The following is a 22,637-nucleotide window of genomic DNA, read 5'->3' as shown; positions in this document are numbered from 1 at the left end:
GTTTTTTAAAGCGATTTTTATGCAACGTTATTTTATAGTATTAGTATTTGTTTTTTCTTCTGTTACTACTGCTTTTGCTCAGTTTTCTGCTCAGGAAATAGTAGATAAAACAATAGAGAAGGCAGGAGGGGCCAATTATGATAGAGCCATTATACATTTCGTTTTTAGAGGGAAACAATATCGAAGTAAAAGAGGAGAAGGAGTGTATGAATTAGAGAGATTTGTAAAAGGATCTAAAGGGGTAACTCATGATGTGATAAGTAATTCTGGTTTGAAAAGAACTATAGAAAATTGCCCGGTGGCAGTTGCAGATTCTTTGGTCACAAAAATAAGTGACGGAGTAAATTCTGTACATTATTTTGCAAGCCTTCCGTATGGGCTTAATGCTCCGGCAGTACATAAAAAACTAGTTGGTGAATCGGTTATCAATGGAGTTTTGTATTATAAAATTAAAGTAACTTTTGATCAAGAAGGCGGCGGAACCGATTTTGAAGATGAGTTTATGTACTGGATCCATAAGGAGAACTTTACCGTAGATTATCTAGCATATAAATATGCCGTGAATGGAGGAGGAATACGGTTTAGAGAAGCTTATAATCCAAGAAGTATAAACAGAATACGTTTTGTAGATTATAAAAACTATAAAACAGAAGACTTAACCACGCCACTACATAATCTTGACAAACTATTTGAAAAAAAACAACTAAAATTACTCTCAAAAATAGAGTTAGAGGATATTTACGTTTATATTGAAAGAGACTGTTGTTAATTTAGGAGTCAAGTCAGTTGTTTTAATAAAATACAGAAAGGTCAAAAAGCTGCACCTGCTTTTTGACCTTTCTGTATTTTTTAAAGTAATAAATTATTTGTTCTGAGAGAATATAATAGAATTACTTTCTCCATTTTGTAATAATATACTGGATAACCCTTTACCCGATTGAGAATGAATTATAGTATTTAATTCTCCAATTTGAGTAGTGTTTACAGTGTTTAATTCTCCTATTTGAGTACTTTCTATATTGTTTTCTATCCCATTTTGAATACTAAGAACATTGTTCTCATTTCCTTCCTGAATTTGTATAATCGTATTGCTTACCGAAAAGAGGCTGTCTTCTCCTTGTATCGCTTCAGCAATATTAGTGTTTCCAATTTGGGTTTGTTTAATAATATCATAAGAAGAATTATGTTGTGTCGCTTCTAAAGAGTTGTTTAATCCGGTTTGGGTTTGTTGGATTTCATTATACAATCCATTCTTTTGAGAAGCAAAACTGCTATTTTTTTCTCCATTTTGGGTTTGATTAATACGGTTTCCTTGAGTACTTTCTTGTTTAGCTGTAATTAGGTTATTATTTCCTTTGTTTTGAATTTGAGTAATAGAGTTCTTGTCTCCATTTTGCACAGCTATTGCTTCATTTTTTTCACCACCTTCTTGTATTGTGAAAATAGTATTTTCTACCCCGTTTTGAGTTTGCGAAATAACATTAATAGCCCCATCGTTTTGTGTTGAAGTAGCAGAATTGTTAATACCTATTTGCTTTTGAGAAATTATATTATTCCCTCCATTGTTTTGTTCAATATTAGATTGATTTTCGTTTCCGTCTTGGGTTTGGGTGATTTGATTTGTATCTCCTTTTTGCTTTATAATCACACCGTTTAGTTCTCCATTCTGATTACTATTAATGTAATTAGTAAGGCCTGATTGTTTTATAACAACAGAGTTTTTTTCGCCTATTTGACTTGTTCTAGTGTTATTAAAGCTTCCAGATTGTTCTATGTTATTGTAATTTTCTTGTCCATCTTGGCTTTGTAGTATGCTATTTGTTTGTTCGTCTTGTGATGCAATTGTAATGTTATAAGAACCCTTTTGATCTTGTGAAATTTCGTTTCCACTACCTTTTTGCGTTACATTACTGTCGTTTTCTTCTCCTTCTTGGGTTTGAATAACGTTATTATTTCTACTTTGATTCACAGTAGCTTTATTATTTGATCCGGTTTGGTTTTGTTTAATATCTCCTTGATTACCCGAAGATTTGACAAAAGCTGTATTAGCGACACCATTTTGCATTTGAAGTATAGTGCTTGCACCAAAACTTATTGCTTCTGCGTTATTTTCATTTCCGCTTTGATCTTGTTTGATTTGGCTTCCTAAAGAATAGTTTTTAGTAGTAGCTGTAACTGTATTGCTTGTTCCATTTTGTATTTGTTTAATATGATTGAAGTTGGATACAAAACCTTGAGAAGCATTAGCAGTGTTCATATCTCCGTTTTGGGTCTGGTAGATTTTATTGTATCCTCCCATTTGTGAGATAAATGCTTTATTTTGATTGCCATTTTGGGTCTGAATAATTATTCCATCTACAGATGGATCTTCTTTATGTCCTTGAATGATTTCTGATGTATTTTTATCTCCAACTTGAGTGACGTTTAGAACTTTTGGAGCACCGTGTTGAGATATAGTTAAGCTGTTGGATTTGCCGGTTTGCTTAACATCGTTTATTTCAGATTGCGCAAAAATTGAAGAAATACTTAATATGGCCAGACAATTTAATACTACTTTTTTCATGATTCGGTTTTAAAAGATTAGTTTATATTAATTTGATTATTTTTTAATGTAAAATTAGGAGTGCTTACGCTTTTTTATTTCAATTTTACTTAGATGTATTTTTAAAATAAAATGCTTTTAAGAAGAGGTAATTATTGATAATTCTGAAAGTATTATTTTTTTGAATATGTAGTAGTGGATTATCGTACTTTTCGATAAAGTACAGGCAATAGTATCACTTTAACTTTTGCTATGTGAGATATTTCGTTCGTGTTTTATGCAAAGATTAAGTCATCATATTGCATAATAATAATAATCTATAAATGAAGTTTTTAGGAAATAACTATGAACAACTAATCAATATTTAGTACAGTATCGGTAATTATATCACCAGTAATTTTTATAATGAATAGCTTGCCATAGATTTTTTCATCTATAGAGCTATACTTTTCTTTACCAATAATTTTATTAACAAAGGTTGGTGTTGTATTACTATGGCCAACAACCACAACGGTCTTTCCTTTGGTTTTTTCCTGAAATTCGGTATCGTTTAAATTTCTAGGGTTATATAAAGTGATTTCTAAATTTTTACTTTTGGCAATTGGCTCTGCTGTTTTTCTGGTTCTAATATAGTCTGTTGTATATACCATATCTACTGGTACATCAACAAGCATTTTTGCCCAGTTTTCTGATCGCATTTTTCCAGCCTCTGTAAGTTTAGGATTTCGATTACTTGGATCGCTAAGATCCTTTTCGGCGTGTCTAACTAAAAAATATGTAGTAGTTACTTCTTGTTGAGGTGTATTACTTTGACAAGAACTAACCCAGGAAGAAAGAAAAATAAGTAAAAAGAATATAGGTTTCATCTGTATATGTTTATTGTCTTAGAGGCCGAACGGGACTGCATAATAATTATTTCGGGAAATGTTGAAGTTCTAAATTATGCTTAAGTTATGACATAAAACTAAATAATATCAGGTATAAAAATAGCTATTATAAAAATAATATTAACCTTTTTATACCTGATTCTATTATTCTAACATTCCCATTTGCCAAATAACGATACCCATGGATAGAATAGCAATGATAAAAAATCCTATATAAATATAGGAGCTTCTTCTTTTATTAGAAGAGCCTAAATCGCCAGAAGATTTCATATGGCCAGTTTTAAATGGTTACGTTCTATATTAAGACGAATAAAAAATGGAAATGTTACACTTTTTGTGGTTTTAATTGTAAAATTCTTTCTTCAAAACTAGTAGCAGATATGGGTTCTATTATATTTTTAAATAGTTCCAGGAGTTGTTGATCGTGATTCCAGCGCTTTTGTTGTAATAAATTAAAATGTACAAAAGAACTCCATAATATAGCCTTAAGCTCTGTTTTATCATGGTTCCACATTCTGATCTCTACATGCAATTGATTTTCTGTATATCGTATAAGTTGAGAATCAATAACAACATTCTCCATTAGTAAGGCTGGTTTTAAATAAGCAATCTGGTTTGTACCTACTACCCAACTAATGCCTTTGGTTTTTGCTAGTTTAAAAATATCAAGGTTGTAGTATTGATCGATCTGATCTTCTCGTGCATTGATCATATAATTAATATATGCAGCATTATTAAGATGGTTAAAAGGGTCACAATCCTGAAACCTTATTTTTGCTTTGCTTTCTGGTATTTTAGTTAATGTCATAATTTAATTTATTTTTATACCAATCGGTATATTTATAGTTAAAAAAAATGATAATTATCGTTTTAGGTTTTTATGGATCATAGTGTCTATCTGATCCATGGTTTCAAGTAAATAGCTATTATCTTCCATAGTATGGGTCATAAAAATAGCCCCTGTGATCATACTATACAATCGTTTTGCATATAGCATCGAGTCTACTTCCTCTTTTATTTCTTCACATTCTTTTCCGGCATCTATAAGTTTAGCAACATTGTTCTGGATTTTAGAGATTGCAGATTTTACGTGTTTAAAAAGAACAGGGATTTGATATTTTGCATCAACTCCCATATTAAGGACAGGACAACCGCCTATCTCTTGAGTGAAATTATAATAGTTTCGATAAAAGTCGGTAACCAAAAATAATTTCTCGATAGGTGATTTGCTTAAAGCTTGATGATCAGCTATTCGACCAATCATATTTCCTTCGGTCATCTTAAAAGCGGCTATAGCTAATTCTTCTTTATTTTTAAAATTGCCATAAATAGCACCTTTAGTGAGCCCGGTAGCTTTGGTGATGTCACTCAAACTTGTTGCAGCATATCCATTTTTGTTAAAAATAGGAGCAACGGTTTGAATTATAAATTCTGCAGTTTGTTCGGCTTTGGTAAGCATGTTTTACTAAAAAATATAGTCAAATATACTAAAAAATACCAATCGGTATATTTTTTAACATAATGAATATTTTATTTTAACATATTCTGAAGCGAACTTAATAAAAAAGGGAGTCTTTAATTCTGGCGGATATTACCATAAATATGATCCAAAGGTTCTGTATTGGTAATACTTTTTGGTAGGTTACAAGCATCTTCGATCTTCATTTTTTGAAAATCGAGTAAAAGATCAAATTTTTCAAGAGCAACTTGAGCCTGATCACATCCTACATTTATGTTTCTAATATTGTTAGTTTTGATTTTTTTTGGACTACTACTCCTATTTTCAAAATCTTTAAACTGGCATTTTATAACGTTTCTATCTTTAAAATAAAAGCGTTCTTCAAGTGTTAATACGACATCTGCTAATCTGCGCTTACCAGAACGACTTCTTTCATAATCCTTATACCAAACCTTATGAATAGCATATTGAAAAAATAGTTGATTATCCCAAATATAAAATTCATCTCTAAATTTTACATGCCCTAAAGTATATGTGTGTACGATATGTTTTAACTCGGTACCATTATAATAAAAGGTAAGCGACCCTTTTTCTGTAGATTCATTACAAGAATAGTCGGTATGATGTTGTCTAAGTGTATTGGTATCTACTAATTCTCGGATTAATTGATATTTATTTCTAATATCAGCTAAGGCTCCCTTTTTGCTTTGGCCCAGGGAGATGTGTGAAATTAATAGAAGTGCAAATAATATGGTTGGTCTCATTGAGGAAGCAATGTACTTAAAAACCTTGTTTTTTTCTTTATTTAGTTATTAACTATTGTAGGAATAATTTTGTTAATATCTACGGTAAAACCGTAATATGTGCTGCTCAACAAAATATAGCATTGTTGATTTTTTTGTTTAAAACTAATAGAGCTATTGATTTTTTTTAAACCAATAGCCCTGCTTTTAGGTAAAATTACGTTTATAGACTAATTAGGAAACCAAATTTTCCTGATTTCTAAATACTAGATTGCTATCAAATTCATCGAGTAAAATTACACTTTCTGTAGAAATTTTACCTGCTAGAATTTCTTTTGATAGTTTATTTAAAACTTCTTTTTGAATTGTGCGTTTCACCGGTCTTGCTCCAAATTCTGGTTGAAAACCTCTTTCAGAAAGATAAGTTATAGCTTGTTCTGTAGCATCCAAAGTTATGTGTTGCTCTGCCAGCATTTTAGAAACGTGCTTTAACTGAAGCTTTACAATTTCATTGATATTAGCTTTGGTAAGCGGAGAAAACATAATGATATCATCTATTCTGTTTAAAAACTCTGGACGAACAGATTGTTTTAATATCCCTAATACTTCAACTTTGGCAGCTTCCATAGCGGCATCCATATCTTTGATAGTTTCAAATTTTTCTTGTATAATATGGCTACCCATATTACTGGTCATGATAATGATAGTGTTTCTAAAATCGGCAACTCTACCTTTATTATCTGTCAAACGACCTTCATCCAATACTTGTAATAACACATTAAACGTATCTGGATGTGCTTTTTCTATCTCATCTAGTAAGACTACAGAATACGGTTTTCTTCGAACAGCTTCGGTTAATTGTCCACCTTCATCATACCCTACATATCCGGGAGGTGCACCCATTAATCTGCTTACTGCATGACGTTCCTGATATTCACTCATGTCTATTCGGGTCATGGCAGTTTCATCATTAAAGAGATATTCTGCCAGTGCTTTTGCTAATTCTGTTTTTCCTACCCCGGTAGTTCCTAGAAATAAGAATGATCCGATTGGTTTTTTTTGATCTTGTAAACCTGCACGACTTCTTCGTACAGCATCACTAACAGCTTGTATGGCTTCGATTTGCCCAATTACACGTTTTTGTAATTCTTCTTCGAGTACCAATAATTTTTCGCGATCACTTTGTAGCATTTTGGTCACTGGTATCCCTGTCCATTTTGCTATTACTTCTGCAATATCATCATTAGTAACTTCTTCCTTAATAAGCGAAGATTTGCTTTGTTGTTCGTTTAACTGCTTTTGCAATTCATCCAGTCGCTCTTGAGCTTCTTTTATTTTTCCGTATCGCAATTCGGCGACTTTTCCATAATCTCCATTCCTCTCTGCACGTTCTGCTTCAAGTTTAAATTCTTCAATATCTGTTTTTGCATTTTGAATAGCATCTACAACTTCCTTTTCGCTTTGCCATTTTGAGAAAATCTCATTACGTTCTTCTTTAATATTTGCAAGATCACCATTAAGTGCTTTTAACTTGGTTTCATCGTCTTCGCGTTTTATGGCTTCGATTTCAATTTCGAGTTGCATAATTTTTCTATCAAGTACATCGAGTTCTTCGGGTTTAGAATTAATCTCCATCCGTAATTTAGAAGCAGCTTCATCCATTAAATCAATAGCCTTATCGGGTAAAAACCTGTTTGTGATATAACGCTGTGACAATTCTACCGCAGCGATTATAGCTTCGTCTTTTATACGTACTTTATGATGTGTTTCATATTTTTCTTTAATTCCTCTAAGAATAGATATTGCACTTTCTGTATCCGGTTCATCTACTGTAACTTTTTGAAAACGTCTTTCCAGAGCTTTATCTTTTTCAAAATATTTTTGATATTCATCGAGAGTTGTGGCTCCAATTGCCCGAAGTTCTCCTCTTGCTAAAGCTGGTTTTAGGATATTAGCAGCATCCATAGCTCCTTGGCCTCCTCCTGCACCCACAAGCGTATGGATTTCATCAATAAATAATACGATGTCACCGTCGCTAGAAGTTACTTCTTTTACAACTGATTTAAGACGTTCTTCAAATTCTCCTTTAAATTTAGCGCCAGCAATTAATGCTCCCATATCTAAAGAAAAAATTTGTTTATTCTTTAGATTTTCGGGGATATCCCCTGCTATAATTCGATGAGCTAATCCTTCGGCAATAGCAGTTTTACCAACTCCGGGTTCGCCAACCAGCATCGGATTGTTTTTGGTACGGCGAGAAAGGATTTGCAATATCCTTCGGATTTCTTCATCTCGACCTATAACAGGATCTAATTTCCCGTTCTCTGCCATTTCATTAAGGTTTTTGGCATATTTACTTAGAGCCTGATAGGTTTCTTCTGCATTTTGTGATGTTACCCGTTCGCCTTTTCTAATTTCATTAATAGCTTCGGTTAAATGTTTTTCTGTTACTCCTTGATCTTTTAGGATTTGCGCAATCTTACTTTTAGATTTAAAAATGGCAATCACCAGATGTTCAATAGAAACATACTCGTCGTTCATCTTTTTGGCAATAATACTTGCTTCATTTAGTGACTTTCCTGCTTCTCTTGATAGCTGTAATTCTCCACCAGAAACTTTAGGAAAACTTTCTAGTGTACTATCGAGAACTTGTTGTAAAAGATCGAGGTTAACATTTAGCTTTTTTAGCAAAAATGGAAGTACATTTTCATCTACATTAAAAATGGCTTTAAAAATGTGTTCATTTTCTATTTGTTGATGTCCAAAACCTTGTGCAAGCTGTTGAGCTTGTTGTATGGCTTCTTGTGATTTTATAGTGAAATTATTAAAATTCATAGTCTCTTATTTTGAGTTTTCTAGTAGAGAATCAAATAACATTCCTACTTTAGTAATGTGCCAAAATGTCTTGCGATCGCTTGGTTTTGCTGACTTTTTGACGCAATGTAAAGTTACGAATTTTGTTACGACCAATATATGATTATAGTCAATTTTAAAAATCATTTGACTATGTTTGTGATAATTTGAATTAAGGAAAAAAAATGGGAATATTTGGTAAATTATTTGGATCAGAAGAGAAAGAACCTAAGCAAGAAAAACAAGCTTTGCCATGGCAAGTGCTTAATTCTATTTCGCAATTAGAGGAAATTGCAAAGGCATCAAAGACTAAAACGCAGGCTATTTTTAAACATTCGACTCGTTGTGGTATTAGTAGAATGGTGATTCGTAATTTTGAAAGCAGTTTTGATGTTACAGAAGATCAAATAGATTTGTATTATCTTGATTTGTTGAATCATCGTGATGTATCTGCAGAAGTAGCTGCAAAATTTCAGGTATTCCACGAATCACCACAATTTATTGTTATAAGAAATGGTGTTATGGTGCATCATTCTTCGCATAGTGCGATTACACCTCAGGTATTGCATCAATTTGTATAAATTATTTGTTAGGGACCATTTTTTGAGAAGGTCTGTCCTGAAACATTTTTACGAATAATGTTGTGCTCATTTTTCTGGCGCGATTTTTAGCTAAAGTAGCGAGTTCACCTTCAAAAAGGTCGTCTATTGTCGTGATCCATAGTTGTAACCATATCCAGAAATGTACATTTGTAATGCTATGATTAAATGTTCGATCTACTTGTTTATGAACTTCAATTGGATTTCCTTTAAATTTTGGAACAAATAAGAGGTTGGTTTCCCAAAAATCGGTGAGTCTATCTAAATGTTTGTCCCAATCTTTTATCATATGATTAAAAATAGGGCCTAAGTGCTCTTCTTTTCTGATTTTTTTATAAAATATAGAAACTAGCGTTGCAACGTCATCTCTATTTCTGATATCATTTTTAGGAATCACTTTCATTTGCTTTTTTGTTCTAAGAAGTCACATAGTTTCCTATTCATATTAATAAAAGGCGATGTTTAGCAATACTAAAAGAGTATTAATTACCAGACTTGCAATTAATAGATTGAATACAAATTTAGCTTTCATTTGAGCTAGAATAGATGCATTAAATGCCATACAAATGATTACGCAAAGAGATAATTGAACGACTTGCGAAAAAGATCTCTCCTGCATAAGAATGTACATTGCTGCAACAGATCCTAAACAACTGGAAAGAATAATCATTAATGGAATATATGCCATATACATTTCTTTAAAATCCTTTAATAACTTCGAATACATAACAATTATTTTTAGTGTTATTCAAAGATATTTCAAGGAAGGGCTATAGTTTTATGATTCTGATCATAAAGTAAAGGTTCTATGTGCTTCTCTTAAAATATATAAAATACAGATTGATAAATCGTTTTAAAAATAATATAGAGAACTGATCAAGGCATTTATTTTAAAAATTTAATATAGAAATAAAATAGAGCAAAACCTGTTAGAAATAAAATTCCGAGATAACTAATCAATTTCATAAATGGTTTTGGGGTTGCTTCTTTGCTAATATATTTTTTACTAACTAACTTAAAATTAGCAAGGGCGATTAGAGGAGCTATTAAGAAAGATATGGTAGTTGCCAGATCAATAAGAGCTTTAAACTGCCCTCTAAAGAAAACTGTAATTGAGAACGATCCTATGGCTAGAATAAACAACGAACCAAGGTATAGTAGCCTGGGTTTCTGTACTATATTGTTATTGGTTTTTGATGAGAATATTAACTTTGTAGTCTGTTGTAGTGTTCTTGCATACCCATCAAAGACTCCTAAGCTTGTTCCTAGCATAATTGAAAAAGAAGAAATAGCAATAATTAAGTAACTCCAATTTCCTATAGTAGTAGTATATAACTCAATTATATCGCCGGCAAACCCTACACTATCTTTAGGAAGTGTTTTTCCGGTTCCATATACAAGATATGCTCCAAGAATCAAAAAGCAGATGGCTAGAAAAGCTGAGATCCAATACCCTAGATTGAAATCGAATAATGCTTCTTTAAGTGTTGGATGATATTTTGTCGATTTTATTTTTTCTATCGCCCATAGACTGATCCAAGTGGATAAATCCAAAGCTGTTGGCATCCATCCCATTAATGCGATTAGAAATAAAATTCCTGTATCATCAAAAATATCTGGAGGAACAAAACTTTTTATCTGTATTGCTTGACCCTTACTAAGGGTCATTACAAAGGCAATTATAGTAGAAATAAATAATAGGAATCCTACTATTTTAATGATACTATCTAGTACGTTAAACTTTCCAAAGGCCAGCACGCCAAAGGATACTAAAAAAACGAGTGTAATAGGAAATAATTTGAAAGAAGGCCAAAGTGTAGATACCTCAAAAAGGTTATCCATAAAACCAGCTGTTACTAAACTTACGGCAGCGGTAACAAAAAACATAGATGATATAGTAACTAAAAAGTAAATCCATAAAGCAAATTTACCTAACCTCTTGTATCCATCTATAAGGCTCTCTCCTGTTGCGTTAGCATATCTGGCACCATATTCAAAGAAAGGAAATTTTAAAATGTTGGTAATGATGATAACAATTAAGAGTGTAAAACCATAATTAGCTCCTGCACGTGTGCTTTGAACCAAATGAGAAACGCCTATTGCGGTACTTGCAAACAAAATTCCAGGCCCTAGAGTTTTTCTAAGCTTATTCCAATTCATTAATTTATAGTATTAGGTCCTTTCTGGATATAAAATTTTATAGTATTTGAATTTTCAAACTCGACATTATTAAATAATCCAGAGTCTAATCCAAAAAAGGATTAAACTCTGGAAAGGGGCTAACTATCCAAGTATTTAAAAAGAATACGATAGAGTGGCGTAATAATTTCTAGGTCTTGCATAGATCCCATTCTCGTAGCCTATTGCGGTATTAGCGTCACCTCCAACTAGATATAGCTCATCTGTTAAGTTTTCGACACCGATGATAAGTTCCCAGTGTTTTTTTGCATTAAATTTTAAAGAAGCATTTAATGCGGTATGACCATCATCAAAAACATAATCACTGTTTTGAGCTTCAAAATCGACTCTTGATTTATAATGGCCGTCTATTCTTGGGGTAAAACTACCAAAGGATACGGGAATTTTGTATGACCCTCCAAAAGTTAAAGTATGTTCTGGAGTTAAAATGAAATTGTCATCTTCGGTTACAGTGACACCTTCGATAAGATCTTTGTATTCTGCATCTGTATATCCATACCCAATATTGACAAGCATAAAAGAGTTAGGGAGCCAAATAATTTCGGTTTCTAACCCTTTAATTTCAGCATCTCCGGCATTTGTCTGGAAAGTTGCAATTGATCCTGGTGGATTAGCGGCAATTTGTAAATCTTTATAATCGGTATAGAAGAATGCAGTGTTGAACCTTAGTTTTTTTACTTTTACTTTTGCACCCAGTTCATAAGATGTAACTGTTTCTGGAGAAAATTGAGGTAAATCTCCATCTCCATCTCCGTCAAAATCATTTGAAGGATCCTCATAAAAAGATGTATTGGTAACTCTCCATTCAAACCCGCCAGATTTAAAACCGGTAGAAACAGTACCGTAAATATTTAATGCATCAGAAACTTTATATGCGGTATTAAACCTCCATGTTACCTGATCAAAAGTGTTCTCTTGCCATATTTGGTCGAGTAAACGTCTGGGATTTGTATTGATATCTCGAATTGGACTAGGAGCGTTAGGAGTATCTCCTAGATTTACTGTGGGGTCTCTAAAAGCATCTGGTTTTGCTTTCTTAGTTTCATTAGTATATCTCAGACCTCCTGTTAATGATAGTTTATCGGTTACTTTATAAGTTGCTTCTCCATATATTGCATAATTACTATTCTCTACCAAACCTCCTAAGAATACCGGATAAACGGTATTTTGTAATGCACCGGTAAATGATAAAGCGTTGTCTACATTTTCTATAAAATAAAACAAACCAGTTACAAAATCTAGCTTTTCACTAGAATGACTAAAACGTAAATCTGAGCTAAATTGATCTTGCTCATAGATATCTCTATTTTCAAAGATATTAAGTGGTGATCCGTCTGTTTGTCTTGCAAACTCGGCATCTAGATCTCTATAGGCCAAAATTAATTTAGTCTCAGAATTTTCTCCGATTTCATATTTTAAATTAGCAGATATACCCCAGGTATCAATATCATTTTGGGAAAGTGAAGTTTCACCTGTTTTGAATGGTCCAAAATTCCATCTTTCGTCATAAATATCAGTTCCTACAGTGGTATCTCCAGGGACATAACCAGAGGCGGTAGATGTAACTGCAGGTGCTGCATTGGTATTCCATAATTGTGGTAATAATCTATCATCATGAAAGAATAAATTCTGTTCTGCGGCAGATTCTTCTCTTTCTGTTGCAAAATCAACAATAAATTTTGCAGAAAATTTACTGGATGGTTTATGATAGTCTAATTTGAGTCTTGCTCCATGGGAATTTTCATCGCCTAAATCAGAATCATCAACGAATACTCGTTCTACATACCCTTCTCTGTTTCGTCGTATTAAATTAAAAGTAAACCCAAAACTTTCAGATATAGGTCCGCTTATTCTAAACGTAGCATCATTTCTTGAATAACTGCCTCCTGTAAGACTAACTTTTCCTTTTAATATATCACCTGGATCATTAGATAACAAAGATATGGCTCCACCAATAGAGTTTCTTCCAAAGAGAGTCCCCTGGGGACCTCTAATGACTTCTACACTTTTTAAATCTGCTAAATCCAAAACAGCCCCAACGGTTCTTCCTAGGTACACTTCGTCAACATAAATTCCTACTCCAGGATCTGCTACCGGCACATAATCATTCTGGCCAATCCCTCTGATGTAAACTACTGCAGCAGAACTTGATCCAGATACGGTTCCGGTTGTACTAAATGTAAGGTTAGGGGCAATATCTGCAATTCCAGTTATATTGTTTACTCCCATCTCTTCTAAAACTACTCCTTGTACTGCAGTAATAGAAATCGGAGTGTCTTGAACATTTTCTACTCTTTTTCTTGCTGTAACCACAATATCTTCTAAAGCAAATCCGCCTTCTTTTAAAATGATTTTTAATTCTTCTGTGGGTGAAGTGATATTTACCTCTTTGGATTCAAATCCAAGATATGAAATCACTAAAACGGCATTGATATTCGAAACGGTGATAGAAAAATTACCATTAAAATCGGTTGTAGTACCACTTGTAGTGCCTTTCTCTACTATGCTGGCACCAGGTAAAGGGGCATTTTGATAGTCAAAAACCTGCCCATTGATTTCTATTTCCTGCTTTTCTTTGTTATCTATTTCATCATTTTGTGATGAGTGAGTTTTATTTAAGTTTTTTTTCAATAAAATCTTACGATTGTCTATCTCAAAAGCGGTTTGAGAATTTGAAAAAAGCGTATTCAAAATTTCTTTAACTTTTTTCTTCTTAAGTTTTATGGTTACTCTTCGATCTAAGTCAACAGCTTTTGTGTTAAAAACAAACTTAAACTCGGTTTGAGATTCAATTTCATCAATTACTTGTATTACAGTTACATCTTTCATATCTAACGACAACTTGGTGTTCTGGGAATAACTATTTGCCTGTATGGTAAATAGTGTAGGAAATATAAAAAGTAAAGATATTTTCATTTTTATAGTAAGCTTTAATATCCCTCGAGGTCTATCCTCGGATTTCAATATTTTTTTCATAATTTTAAAATGTTTATTTGTGGTTTACGTATTGATGTTAAATCACTTTATTCAATCGGAAAGTGTGCCAGCATTTTCCGATTTTTTTAATTGAATTGAAGTGAGTAAAATCTTTTGGTTGTTTAGTTCACTTTTTTCATATGTATTTGATTTATTATTCTATAATTACTTTATTGTTTATGATTTTGTATTTAATTTGGTGAACTTTATTAAAATAATGTAAAACTTCATCAATTGTTTCTCTGTCGATTTCGAAACTCGCGTTAAAAGTCTCTTTTGCCAAATCTCTATTATTGTTAATTATGGTAACATTGTATTGACGCTCTAGTTTTTTAATGATATCCTCAAAAGGAATATTTCTGAATACAATAATACCTTCTACCCAAGAAGTGTATATAGAAGTGTTTACATTTTGAGTAGAGATTGTTTGTTCTACGTTATGAAATGTTCCTTTAAATCCGGGTTTTAGAATAACATCCTTTTCACTATCTGATTTATTTTCTGAAGTGCTTAAGCTCACAGATCCTTCAACCAGTACAACCTCTGTTTCATTATCGCCAGGATATGTCGTTACATTAAATTTGGTTCCAAGTACTTTTACATCGAGTGATTGAGCTTCTATTAAAAATGGATGTTTTTCATCTTTGGTAACATCAAAAAAAGCTTCACCTTCTAGAAAAACTTTACGGGGATTTCCTGGAATGAATTTTATTGGATATTTAATTGAGCTTCCTGAATTTAAAAAAACATGAGTTCCATCAGATAAAATAATGTCGAATCGTTTTCCGTATGGAATAGTTAAGGTGTTGTATTTAAGTTTCTCAGTAGAAATATTTTTGTTATACACTAATTGTGTGCCTTGTTGTTGCATGATTACAGTACCAGAAACATCGATAATATTGATGTCACCGTCTTCTGAGATTATTTGGGTGTCTCCATTCTCTAATTTTAAGGTAATTGTTCTTTCTTCTGGAGTGATTGTTTCTTCTTTAGTATTTAAACTACCTTTTTGCAGTAGATAACCTATTCCTAAACATAATATAGCAATAGCGGCATATTTATAGAATACTCTAAATTGAGGTTTGTGAAAGCGGTTTTTTTCTTTCTTTATTTCCTTTAGTAAAAGTTCTTTTGTTTTGTCTAGAGATGGGTTGTTCATACCAAGTGTGATTGCATAGTGCGCTTTGACATAATCTTTGAAAATAGATTGGTTTTTGGAGTTTTTGATCCAATCATTCAGTAGATCAAGGTCTTCATTGGTTGTAGACTGATTAAAGAATTTTATGAGAAGTTTTTCTATTTCAGGAGAAATCATATATTTAGTAACTTTATATAATAATACAAGACGGAATACAAATACCCTTACTTTTTAATTGTTTTTTTGGAAAATTCGTAATTTTTTGGGTATTAAATTGAATTGTTAATTTTTTTTAAGTGAAGTTTAAAGATGATTACGTTTTAACACAGGCTCTTAAAAAAGGAGAGGAAAAAGCTTATATGTTTTTGTTAGAAAAATATCATAGGAGGTTACATGCTTATGCTTTATCCTTAGCTAATAATCATGTAATGGCGCAAGACATAGTACAAAATGTATTTTTGAAAACATGGCGATTTCGAGAAAAACTAAATAGTAATTATTCTATCAAAAGTTTTCTGTTTAAGTCGATTTATAATGAGTTTATAAATACATATCAAAAAAATAAATCAACAATGGTACTTCAATACAAATATATTGAGTCATTGTATGAGGTAGCAGAGGGTAGTGATGATTCTGTTTTGGAGGTTATGATAGAAATAGTAAATAAAGAAATACAAAGTCTACCTCCAAAATGTAGGCAAGTTTTTGAGTTAAGTAAAAAAGAAGGATTGACAAATGCCGAAATAGCAGAGTATTTAAATGTATCCATAAAAACAGTAGAAGCTCAAATAACTAGATCTTTTTCCCTGTTGCGCGAAAAACTTGGTGACAAATATGAAGCTATCCTGTTTTTTGTCTTTATCAATAAACAATAAGTATTACCGATATACTTTCCTGTCTTTAATAAAGAGTTCTCCTTTTTGCTCTAGTTTTTTAATGCTTCGTATAACGGTTTCTACACGTAATCCAGTTAGATCGGCGAGTTGTTGCCTGGTTAGTTCTACTTTGTATGCATCTGATTCTATTGTGTTTGAGTCGCTATTTTTTTTGAAGTAATCAAGAATTCTAAGGATACGGTGTTCTGGTTCTTGAGTAGATATTTCAGAGACCATGATTGCTTTGTAATATAACCGTAAGGCTAGTGTACTGGTGAATTTATGATGAATACCAGGATTTTCTTCTAAAAGCTTTAAGAATTTTTCTTTTGGTAATTGCCAGACCTCAGAATCTATAATAGCTTCTGCGTTGGCAGGGTATTTAAAATCTGCAAATAAAGGAGGCTCACCAAAACTTTTTTCTTTGGTAAAAATACCTTGTATGTATTCTTTCCCTTCTTGGTTATAATTATTCATTTTAATCTCTCCCTGGTGTACTTGATAATAATAACGGGCAATAGAACCTTCTCTAAAAAGAAACTCTCCCCGTTTATATTTTTTTAGTACCGCCCCCGAATTAAGTAAACTTGCGTGATCGATCATACTTATAATTCTCTATTATATAGTACCGAATAATTATAGTGTAATGTATTATTTAAAACGATAATTAGTAATAATATTCTTTAATTTATTTTTTAAATCTTCTCCAGAATCATACACCATTTGCTCATTAGAAGGAAATGGCACAGATTTTACACCCAAATATCCTAATAAACCACTTTCCAAAGCTCGTTTATCACCATTGTAGTTTGCATAAATATGCTGAAAAACGTATTCACTTGCAATAGGAAAAGCATCTAGGAGTTGTCTTGTTCTTAAGTCTCGGTATTGAACATTACCTACTACATTCGTAGCTTTAAACTGGGTAAATTCATAATACTCACAATGTACTTTTACCATTCTGTCTACTTTCACTTTTTCACCTTTATCATCAACCACGATTTCATCATTTTCATCCAGTAGATATTCCCAACCATCTTTAATCAACTTTTCTTTTTGTAATTGACGCTCCTTAACTTGTTCTGGAGATATATTAATTTCTCTTAATTCTACTTCCATAGCATAATCATATGGGATAGACTTTTGAGGTTGGCTGTGATATACTGTCCATAGATCATTAAGGCCATATGTGCCAAAATTAAGTAAGTCGCTTTCTAATCTCTTAGGAATAATAACATTGGTTCTATTCTTCATGGTTACTTTTACAAAATCAGTCCCTTTTTGATGAGCTTCATCAATCATTTCTCGCGTATTTTTGTAGTTGGGAGTAATTTTGTCTAGGTAGTTCAAATCTTCGTATACCGCTCTATAATCTGCTTTTCTTTTGGCAGATGTCAATAAAGTTTTGGCATTATTAAATAAGTATTGAGAAAGTTTATCTTTTGTATTTATAATCTTTTGATCATAGTTGTGTAGTATAAAGTTAGCGTTACGACCTTCTTCAACAAGATATAGTGGTAACAATGGTTTTATACGTTCTTGTCTATTCTTTAGGGATAAGTATGTATTATAAATACGTTCAAGGTTTGCAGGATTTCCTTCTTTTTCTAGATATGCAATGGCATTATTGTCTCGATCTAGAGCTTTTGCATATGCTTGTTCCAGCATAAGGATAATAGGTTGTTTTCCTTTTTTTCCTTTGTTTGTCCTAAGCTTGTTTAAAGCAATATTTATAGCTTGATCATAATTTCCGGTGTTAAGTGCCTTTTCGGTTTTTTTAACACTGCTACATGAAAAAATAATTGTAGTTGTAAGTAGTAGGAGTAGTAGTTTTTTCATATCAATAATATTTTGATTTGGGTATTGAAAACAACTTTGATGCCAAAAGATAATAAAAAAACCTCGAAAACTATTTTTCCGAGGTTATATAATGGTTGTAACTTCTTTATTTTTTAAACACAGGAAGTAGTTTAGTAGAGACTTCGCCAAATCCAATTCGAACTCCGCCTTTTTCGCAATACCCTCTCATAATCACGGTATCATTATCATCAATAAATTTACGACTACCTCCTTCATTAAGTTGTAGAGGTTTTTCTCCACGCCAGCTTAATTCTAACATTGACCCATACGAATCTGGTGTTGGTCCAGATAATGTTCCACTACCCATAAGATCCCCAGAATTAACGGGACATCCATTTACTGTATGATGAGTAAGTTGTTGTGCCATTGTCCAGTACATATGCTTAAAATTACTTTTAGACACAACAGTTTCTACTGCTTTTTCTGGTTGAATAGCAACTTCTAAGTTAATGTCAAAACTTTTCTTTCCTTTATATTGAAGATAAGGTAGTTGTTTTTTTATTGGTTTAGGCCCATCTGTTCTATAGGGTTCTAAAGCATCAAGAGTTACTATCCACGGAGATATAGATGAAGCAAAGTTTTTACCTAAAAATGGACCTAGAGGAACATATTCCCATTTTTGAATATCTCTGGCACTCCAATCATTAAACAATACCATCCCGAATATATAATCTTCTGCCTCTTCGATAGGTATTGGTTCTCCTAATTGATTAGCATCGGTAGTGATAAAAGCCATTTCAAGCTCAAAATCAACTAATCTCGAAGGACCAAAAATAGGATCCTTAGCACCATTGGTTAGTTTTTGACCTTGCGGGCGATGTACAGGAATACCAGAAGGAATAACCGAACTACTACGACCGTGATATCCAACAGGCATGTGTAACCAATTAGGAAGCAAAGCGTTTTCGGGATCTCTAAACATTTTTCCTACGTTAGTTGCATGCTCAATACTGCTATAGAAATCAGTATAATCCCCAATGCTAACGGGTAGCTGCATTTCGATTTCATCTAGAGAGAATAAAACCTCTTGTCTATGCTTTTCATTATTTTTTAAGGAATTATTTTTGGCATCAAAAATTTCAGCAATTCTATTTCGAACCAATCTCCATGTCTTTTTTCCATCAGAAATAAAATCATTTAAAGAATCCTGTAAAAAAATATCATCTGTTAATGGGATTCCTTCAAAATAACCAAGTTGATGAAGTGCTCCAAGGTCAATAGCAGTATCACCAATTCTGGTTCCTATAGTAATAATATCATCTCGGGTAAGAAATACGCCAAAAGGAATATTTTGTATAGGAAAATCCGTATTAGGAAATGTTTCAATCCATGTCTTTCTGTCTGGATAATTTGCAGTTATGGGCATTATTGTTCTTTTAAATGTTGTTGGTAATTTTTATGATCAAATATATAATTTTCGAATGGTTAAAAGTTTTTAATTATGTGAAAAATAATTTAAAATAATGATAAGATATGTTATTAATAGTAGAATACCAAGATGAGATTACTTATTTGTTTAGTTTTTTTGAAACCCAGAAACGTTTTACTTCGTAATATTTGATAAGTATTAATGCAAAATTATCAGTGATGTATGGCAGGAAACATGAATTCAGAAAAAGAACAAGACGTTCTTATTTATTAGGGACTATTTAGGTCGATTTAAAGAATGGATTTCCTATTTTTACGCCTTTACTAATAAATAATGAATTCATGCAACGCGACGAACAAATTTTTGATTTAATTCAGGACGAAAAAGAACGTCAAATCAACGGATTAGAACTTATTGCTTCAGAAAACTTTGTGAGTGAACAAGTAATGGAAGCTGCCGGGTCTGTACTAACCAATAAATATGCCGAAGGATATCCTGGTAAACGTTATTATGGTGGATGTGCCGTAGTAGACGTTATAGAACAGATTGCTATTGATAGAGCTAAAGAATTGTTTGGTGCTGCATATGCTAATGTACAACCTCATTCTGGTTCACAAGCTAATACAGCGGTATATCATGCATGTCTTAAACCAGGTGATAAAATATTAGGTTTCGATCTTTCTCATGGAGGACATTTAACTCATGGTTCACCAGTTAACTTCTCTGGTAAGTTATATACTCCTGTTTTTTACGGAGTAGAGAAGGAGACCGGAAGGTTAAATTATGATAAAATTCAGGAAATCGCTACAGCAGAAAAACCGCAGTTGATTATTGCAGGAGCATCTGCTTATTCAAGAGAGATTGATTATAAAAGATTTAGAGAGATAGCAGATAGTGTAGGAGCAATTCTTTTTGCAGATATTGCTCATCCTGCAGGGTTAATTGCAAAAGGAGTAATCTCGGATCCTGTACCACATTGCCATGTAGTGACTACGACAACCCATAAAACACTACGAGGACCACGCGGTGGTCTTATTTTGATGGGAGAAGATTTTGAAAATCCTTTCGGAATCACCTTAAAAAGCGGAAAAAAACGAATGATGTCCTCATTATTTGACAGTGCGGTATTTCCTGGTAATCAGGGAGGACCATTAGAGCATATTATTGCCGCAAAAGCAATCGCATTTGGAGAAGCACTAACAGATGAGTTTTTACATTATATCGTACAGGTGAAGAAAAATGCAGCGGTTATGGCTGAGGCATTTGTAAAGAAAGGGTATGAGGTTATTTCTGGTGGTACCGATAATCATATGATGCTTATCGATTTACGAAATAAAGGAGTAACAGGTAAACAGGCAGAAGAAGCATTGGGTGTTGCAGAAATTACTGTAAATAAAAATATGGTACCGTTTGATGATAAATCCCCATTTGTAACATCGGGAATTCGTATTGGTGTAGCAGCAGTTACTACTCGTGGATTGAGAGAAAATGATATGGTAGCCATTGTTGAATTGATCGATCAGGTAATCCAAAATGTTGAAAGCGAAGAAAAACTGCATGCTATCGCAGATGATGTAAATGCGATGATGGCAGATAAGCCTTTGTTTATAGGATAAAACTTTATTAAATTGGTTTTTAGATTTTTTCAATTCACTTGAAACTGCAATACTCTGCAAAATCATAAAAATTTAAACCAGTTTGATTTAAATATAATAGTAAAAGAAAGTGCACTGCCATACTATATGACAGTGCACTTTTTGCTTATATTGTTATTATAAAACTTTTACTTACCGAATTATCATGTATATACGCCATATCCAAATTTTATTCTATTTAGTGCTTACATTATCAGGTTGTAGTAATTTAACGCCCAAACCAGCTGAAGAAAATGTAAAAAAAGAAAACTTACAACAGGAGGTTGAACGTGCTGAAAAAAAGGAAGATACCATAAATAGTATTGAGACCCCAAGTATAGAAGGACGTTATGATCTTGTAGATGGATATGCTTTTTTTCGGGATACAATACATAATCATCCTGTGTATAAGGCTATATTGCTAATAAAAAGAATTTCGGATAAAGATTTTGGTTTTATTGTAGTAAGAAAAGTACATGGACTTACTCCCGTTGGTGAATATGGGATTTTGTCATACAATAAGAGTCGGTTTTATATGAAAAATATAGACTATGCAAACAAAAGAATATATTATACAGACGGTATGGATATAAAAATTAAGGATAGTTTATTGCATACTATTAGGTATGTTTCAAATGCAACAGAATATGATATCTGGAAAAAGTCTCATCCAGAGTCAAATGTTTATATTTCCCTTCGTAACACATTACAGAAAGAAAAAGAAGAGTATGCTAATTTTTATAGCAAAATATCTAATGATTCTGAGTTAACAGGAAGAGATGAGTTTATTTATTATGAATCAGGAAAACGATATATCGACAATGATTCTATATTTCAAAAGAAATGGAAACATTATACTACTATCAATTCTAATGATCTTAAAACAGGTAACAATATTCAGGAATGACTCCAGTTCTTGGCGTCATCACTATCATTGGGTGAAAGTCCAATAATATCTCCATCAGTATTAACTCCTAAACCAACTACAGTTCTATTTACATAATTAAAATAGCTTACTACCTGATTGATCTCCAGGATCTCACCATCAGATAAGTTTTGATCCCTAAGGTTATGAATATCTGATTCGGTAATAGTATGATGTGATAATGTTAACTTCTTAGCGTATTGAAGGCCTGCCAAATATTGATACTTAAAATGATTTTGCAATTCATCTTTGGATAAACAGGACAAAATTTCCTTAAACCTGGTATCATCATTCAATAGTCGTTTTAATCCAACCGAGTGATGATCTACACAATAGCTACATTGATTGAGGCTACTTACATATACACCAAGAGTCTCTAAGTACCATTTGGGTAATGTATTATTAGAGTTGTGTAATACATTTTTATATAAGCCCATATGGCCTACCAGAGTATGTGGTCGTAAACTGTGTATAGACAATACATTATCTACATTATTATCTGGACCTTTAATACGGTTATAGATTTTTTTTAATTGACCCGTTGCATCGGTATATGATATTTCTTTAATCCAACTCAT

The 22,637-nt window shown here is 32.5% G+C and carries 21 protein-coding genes; 5 read left to right on the top strand and 16 right to left on the bottom strand.

The window, feature by feature from the left end:
* Positions 1-19: 19 nt before the first annotated feature.
* A complete protein-coding gene (locus NNH57_RS07640) occupies positions 20-769 on the top strand; it encodes a DUF6503 family protein (RefSeq protein ID WP_074409353.1) in 750 nt (249 codons plus the stop codon).
* Between the two features lie 93 nt (positions 770-862).
* On the opposite strand, the gene NNH57_RS07635 is transcribed toward NNH57_RS07640, so the two are convergent.
* The 7 genes from NNH57_RS07635 to clpB all read right to left on the bottom strand — a co-directional run bounded on the left by NNH57_RS07635 (position 863) and on the right by clpB (position 8,466).
* A complete protein-coding gene (locus NNH57_RS07635) occupies positions 863-2,563 on the bottom strand; it encodes a hypothetical protein (protein ID WP_108809338.1) in 1,701 nt (566 codons plus the stop codon).
* 332 nt (positions 2,564-2,895) lie between these two features.
* Positions 2,896-3,408: a SixA phosphatase family protein gene (locus tag NNH57_RS07630; RefSeq protein ID WP_108809339.1), complete on the bottom strand. Its 513-nt coding sequence runs from the start codon at positions 3,406-3,408 to the stop codon at positions 2,896-2,898.
* 165 nt (positions 3,409-3,573) lie between these two features.
* Positions 3,574-3,699: a hypothetical protein gene (locus tag NNH57_RS26450; RefSeq protein ID WP_255409709.1), complete on the bottom strand. Its 126-nt coding sequence runs from the start codon at positions 3,697-3,699 to the stop codon at positions 3,574-3,576.
* A 55-nt stretch (positions 3,700-3,754) separates the two neighbouring features.
* Entirely contained in the window at positions 3,755-4,237 is a 483-nt protein-coding gene (locus tag NNH57_RS07625; RefSeq protein ID WP_074409350.1) for an acyl-CoA thioesterase, read from the bottom strand.
* A gap of 54 nt (positions 4,238-4,291) precedes the next feature.
* On the bottom strand, positions 4,292-4,888 hold the full coding sequence (locus NNH57_RS07620; protein WP_074409349.1) for a TetR/AcrR family transcriptional regulator: 597 nt from the start codon (positions 4,886-4,888) through the stop codon (positions 4,292-4,294).
* A gap of 116 nt (positions 4,889-5,004) precedes the next feature.
* The gene (locus NNH57_RS07615; protein ID WP_108809340.1) at positions 5,005-5,652 is read right to left on the bottom strand and encodes a hypothetical protein; all 648 of its coding nucleotides are present in this window, start codon (positions 5,650-5,652) and stop codon (positions 5,005-5,007) included.
* A gap of 213 nt (positions 5,653-5,865) precedes the next feature.
* Positions 5,866-8,466, bottom strand: coding sequence for an ATP-dependent chaperone ClpB (gene clpB, locus NNH57_RS07610; protein WP_074409347.1), 2,601 nt, complete (start codon positions 8,464-8,466; stop codon positions 5,866-5,868).
* Positions 8,467-8,669: 203 nt separating this feature from the next.
* Between clpB and ytxJ the strand changes: the two genes are divergently transcribed.
* Positions 8,670-9,065 carry a bacillithiol system redox-active protein YtxJ gene (ytxJ, locus tag NNH57_RS07605; protein ID WP_074409346.1) on the top strand — a complete coding sequence of 132 codons (396 nt, stop codon included), beginning with the start codon at positions 8,670-8,672 and terminating at the stop codon, positions 9,063-9,065.
* Between the two features lies 1 nt (position 9,066).
* Here the strand turns inward: ytxJ and NNH57_RS07600 are convergent, their stop codons facing one another.
* From NNH57_RS07600 to NNH57_RS07580, 5 genes are all read right to left on the bottom strand, one after another.
* Positions 9,067-9,486 carry a group III truncated hemoglobin gene (locus NNH57_RS07600; protein ID WP_108809341.1) on the bottom strand — a complete coding sequence of 140 codons (420 nt, stop codon included), beginning with the start codon at positions 9,484-9,486 and terminating at the stop codon, positions 9,067-9,069.
* A gap of 42 nt (positions 9,487-9,528) precedes the next feature.
* Complete coding sequence (locus NNH57_RS07595) at positions 9,529-9,810, bottom strand: hypothetical protein (RefSeq protein ID WP_074409345.1); 282 nt, start codon at positions 9,808-9,810, stop codon at positions 9,529-9,531.
* 158 nt (positions 9,811-9,968) lie between these two features.
* Positions 9,969-11,243 carry an NRAMP family divalent metal transporter gene (locus tag NNH57_RS07590; RefSeq protein WP_074409344.1) on the bottom strand — a complete coding sequence of 425 codons (1,275 nt, stop codon included), beginning with the start codon at positions 11,241-11,243 and terminating at the stop codon, positions 9,969-9,971.
* Between the two features lie 135 nt (positions 11,244-11,378).
* Complete coding sequence (locus tag NNH57_RS07585; RefSeq protein WP_108809342.1) at positions 11,379-14,258, bottom strand: TonB-dependent receptor; 2,880 nt, start codon at positions 14,256-14,258, stop codon at positions 11,379-11,381.
* Positions 14,259-14,412: 154 nt separating this feature from the next.
* Complete coding sequence (locus NNH57_RS07580) at positions 14,413-15,573, bottom strand: FecR family protein (RefSeq protein WP_108809343.1); 1,161 nt, start codon at positions 15,571-15,573, stop codon at positions 14,413-14,415.
* A gap of 119 nt (positions 15,574-15,692) precedes the next feature.
* On the opposite strand from NNH57_RS07580, the gene NNH57_RS07575 reads away from it, so the two are divergent.
* Positions 15,693-16,271, top strand: a complete 579-nt coding sequence (locus NNH57_RS07575) for an RNA polymerase sigma factor (RefSeq protein ID WP_074409341.1) — start codon at positions 15,693-15,695, stop codon at positions 16,269-16,271.
* A gap of 3 nt (positions 16,272-16,274) precedes the next feature.
* Here the strand turns inward: NNH57_RS07575 and NNH57_RS07570 are convergent, their stop codons facing one another.
* The 3 genes from NNH57_RS07570 to fahA all read right to left on the bottom strand — a co-directional run bounded on the left by NNH57_RS07570 (position 16,275) and on the right by fahA (position 19,497).
* Positions 16,275-16,874 (bottom strand): Crp/Fnr family transcriptional regulator, encoded by a 600-nt coding sequence (locus tag NNH57_RS07570; RefSeq protein ID WP_074409340.1) that lies wholly within the window; start codon positions 16,872-16,874, stop codon positions 16,275-16,277.
* Between the two features lie 48 nt (positions 16,875-16,922).
* Positions 16,923-18,110 (bottom strand): hypothetical protein, encoded by a 1,188-nt coding sequence (locus tag NNH57_RS07565; RefSeq protein ID WP_108809344.1) that lies wholly within the window; start codon positions 18,108-18,110, stop codon positions 16,923-16,925.
* A 106-nt stretch (positions 18,111-18,216) separates the two neighbouring features.
* A complete protein-coding gene (gene fahA, locus NNH57_RS07560) occupies positions 18,217-19,497 on the bottom strand; it encodes a fumarylacetoacetase (RefSeq protein ID WP_074409338.1) in 1,281 nt (426 codons plus the stop codon).
* Positions 19,498-19,841: 344 nt separating this feature from the next.
* Here fahA and glyA point away from each other — a divergent pair, with 344 nt between their 5' ends.
* Positions 19,842-21,116, top strand: coding sequence for a serine hydroxymethyltransferase (gene glyA / locus NNH57_RS07555; RefSeq protein WP_074409337.1), 1,275 nt, complete (start codon positions 19,842-19,844; stop codon positions 21,114-21,116).
* 220 nt (positions 21,117-21,336) lie between these two features.
* The gene (locus NNH57_RS07550) at positions 21,337-22,041 is read left to right on the top strand and encodes a hypothetical protein (RefSeq protein ID WP_132065738.1); all 705 of its coding nucleotides are present in this window, start codon (positions 21,337-21,339) and stop codon (positions 22,039-22,041) included.
* Here NNH57_RS07550 and NNH57_RS07545 read toward each other — a convergent pair.
* Positions 22,032-22,637, bottom strand: a complete 606-nt coding sequence (locus NNH57_RS07545; RefSeq protein WP_108809346.1) for a carboxymuconolactone decarboxylase family protein — start codon at positions 22,635-22,637, stop codon at positions 22,032-22,034. The two genes, NNH57_RS07550 and NNH57_RS07545, sit on opposite strands and share 10 nt — an antisense overlap.

It is taken from the genome of Aquimarina spinulae, from assembly GCF_943373825.1.
Taxonomy (GTDB): Bacteria; Bacteroidota; Bacteroidia; order Flavobacteriales; family Flavobacteriaceae; genus Aquimarina; species Aquimarina spinulae.
Note: the sequence above shows the minus strand (reverse complement) of the source record. Positions and strands in the feature narration are given on the sequence as shown.

Coding starts and splice junctions, on each gene's coding strand:
- NNH57_RS07640 (WP_074409353.1), top strand. CDS start 20: ATGCAACGTTATTTTATAGTATTAGTATTTGTTTTTTCTTCTGTTACT.
- NNH57_RS07635 (WP_108809338.1), bottom strand. CDS start 2,563: ATGAAAAAAGTAGTATTAAATTGTCTGGCCATATTAAGTATTTCTTCA.
- NNH57_RS07630 (WP_108809339.1), bottom strand. CDS start 3,408: ATGAAACCTATATTCTTTTTACTTATTTTTCTTTCTTCCTGGGTTAGT.
- NNH57_RS26450 (WP_255409709.1), bottom strand. CDS start 3,699: ATGAAATCTTCTGGCGATTTAGGCTCTTCTAATAAAAGAAGAAGCTCC.
- NNH57_RS07625 (WP_074409350.1), bottom strand. CDS start 4,237: ATGACATTAACTAAAATACCAGAAAGCAAAGCAAAAATAAGGTTTCAG.
- NNH57_RS07620 (WP_074409349.1), bottom strand. CDS start 4,888: ATGCTTACCAAAGCCGAACAAACTGCAGAATTTATAATTCAAACCGTT.
- NNH57_RS07615 (WP_108809340.1), bottom strand. CDS start 5,652: ATGAGACCAACCATATTATTTGCACTTCTATTAATTTCACACATCTCC.
- clpB (WP_074409347.1), bottom strand. CDS start 8,466: ATGAATTTTAATAATTTCACTATAAAATCACAAGAAGCCATACAACAA.
- ytxJ (WP_074409346.1), top strand. CDS start 8,670: ATGGGAATATTTGGTAAATTATTTGGATCAGAAGAGAAAGAACCTAAG.
- NNH57_RS07600 (WP_108809341.1), bottom strand. CDS start 9,486: ATGAAAGTGATTCCTAAAAATGATATCAGAAATAGAGATGACGTTGCA.
- NNH57_RS07595 (WP_074409345.1), bottom strand. CDS start 9,810: ATGTATTCGAAGTTATTAAAGGATTTTAAAGAAATGTATATGGCATAT.
- NNH57_RS07590 (WP_074409344.1), bottom strand. CDS start 11,243: ATGAATTGGAATAAGCTTAGAAAAACTCTAGGGCCTGGAATTTTGTTT.
- NNH57_RS07585 (WP_108809342.1), bottom strand. CDS start 14,258: ATGAAAAAAATATTGAAATCCGAGGATAGACCTCGAGGGATATTAAAG.
- NNH57_RS07580 (WP_108809343.1), bottom strand. CDS start 15,573: ATGATTTCTCCTGAAATAGAAAAACTTCTCATAAAATTCTTTAATCAG.
- NNH57_RS07570 (WP_074409340.1), bottom strand. CDS start 16,874: ATGATCGATCACGCAAGTTTACTTAATTCGGGGGCGGTACTAAAAAAA.
- NNH57_RS07565 (WP_108809344.1), bottom strand. CDS start 18,110: ATGAAAAAACTACTACTCCTACTACTTACAACTACAATTATTTTTTCA.
- fahA (WP_074409338.1), bottom strand. CDS start 19,497: ATGCCCATAACTGCAAATTATCCAGACAGAAAGACATGGATTGAAACA.
- glyA (WP_074409337.1), top strand. CDS start 19,842: ATGCAACGCGACGAACAAATTTTTGATTTAATTCAGGACGAAAAAGAA.
- NNH57_RS07545 (WP_108809346.1), bottom strand. CDS start 22,637: ATGAGTTGGATTAAAGAAATATCATATACCGATGCAACGGGTCAATTA.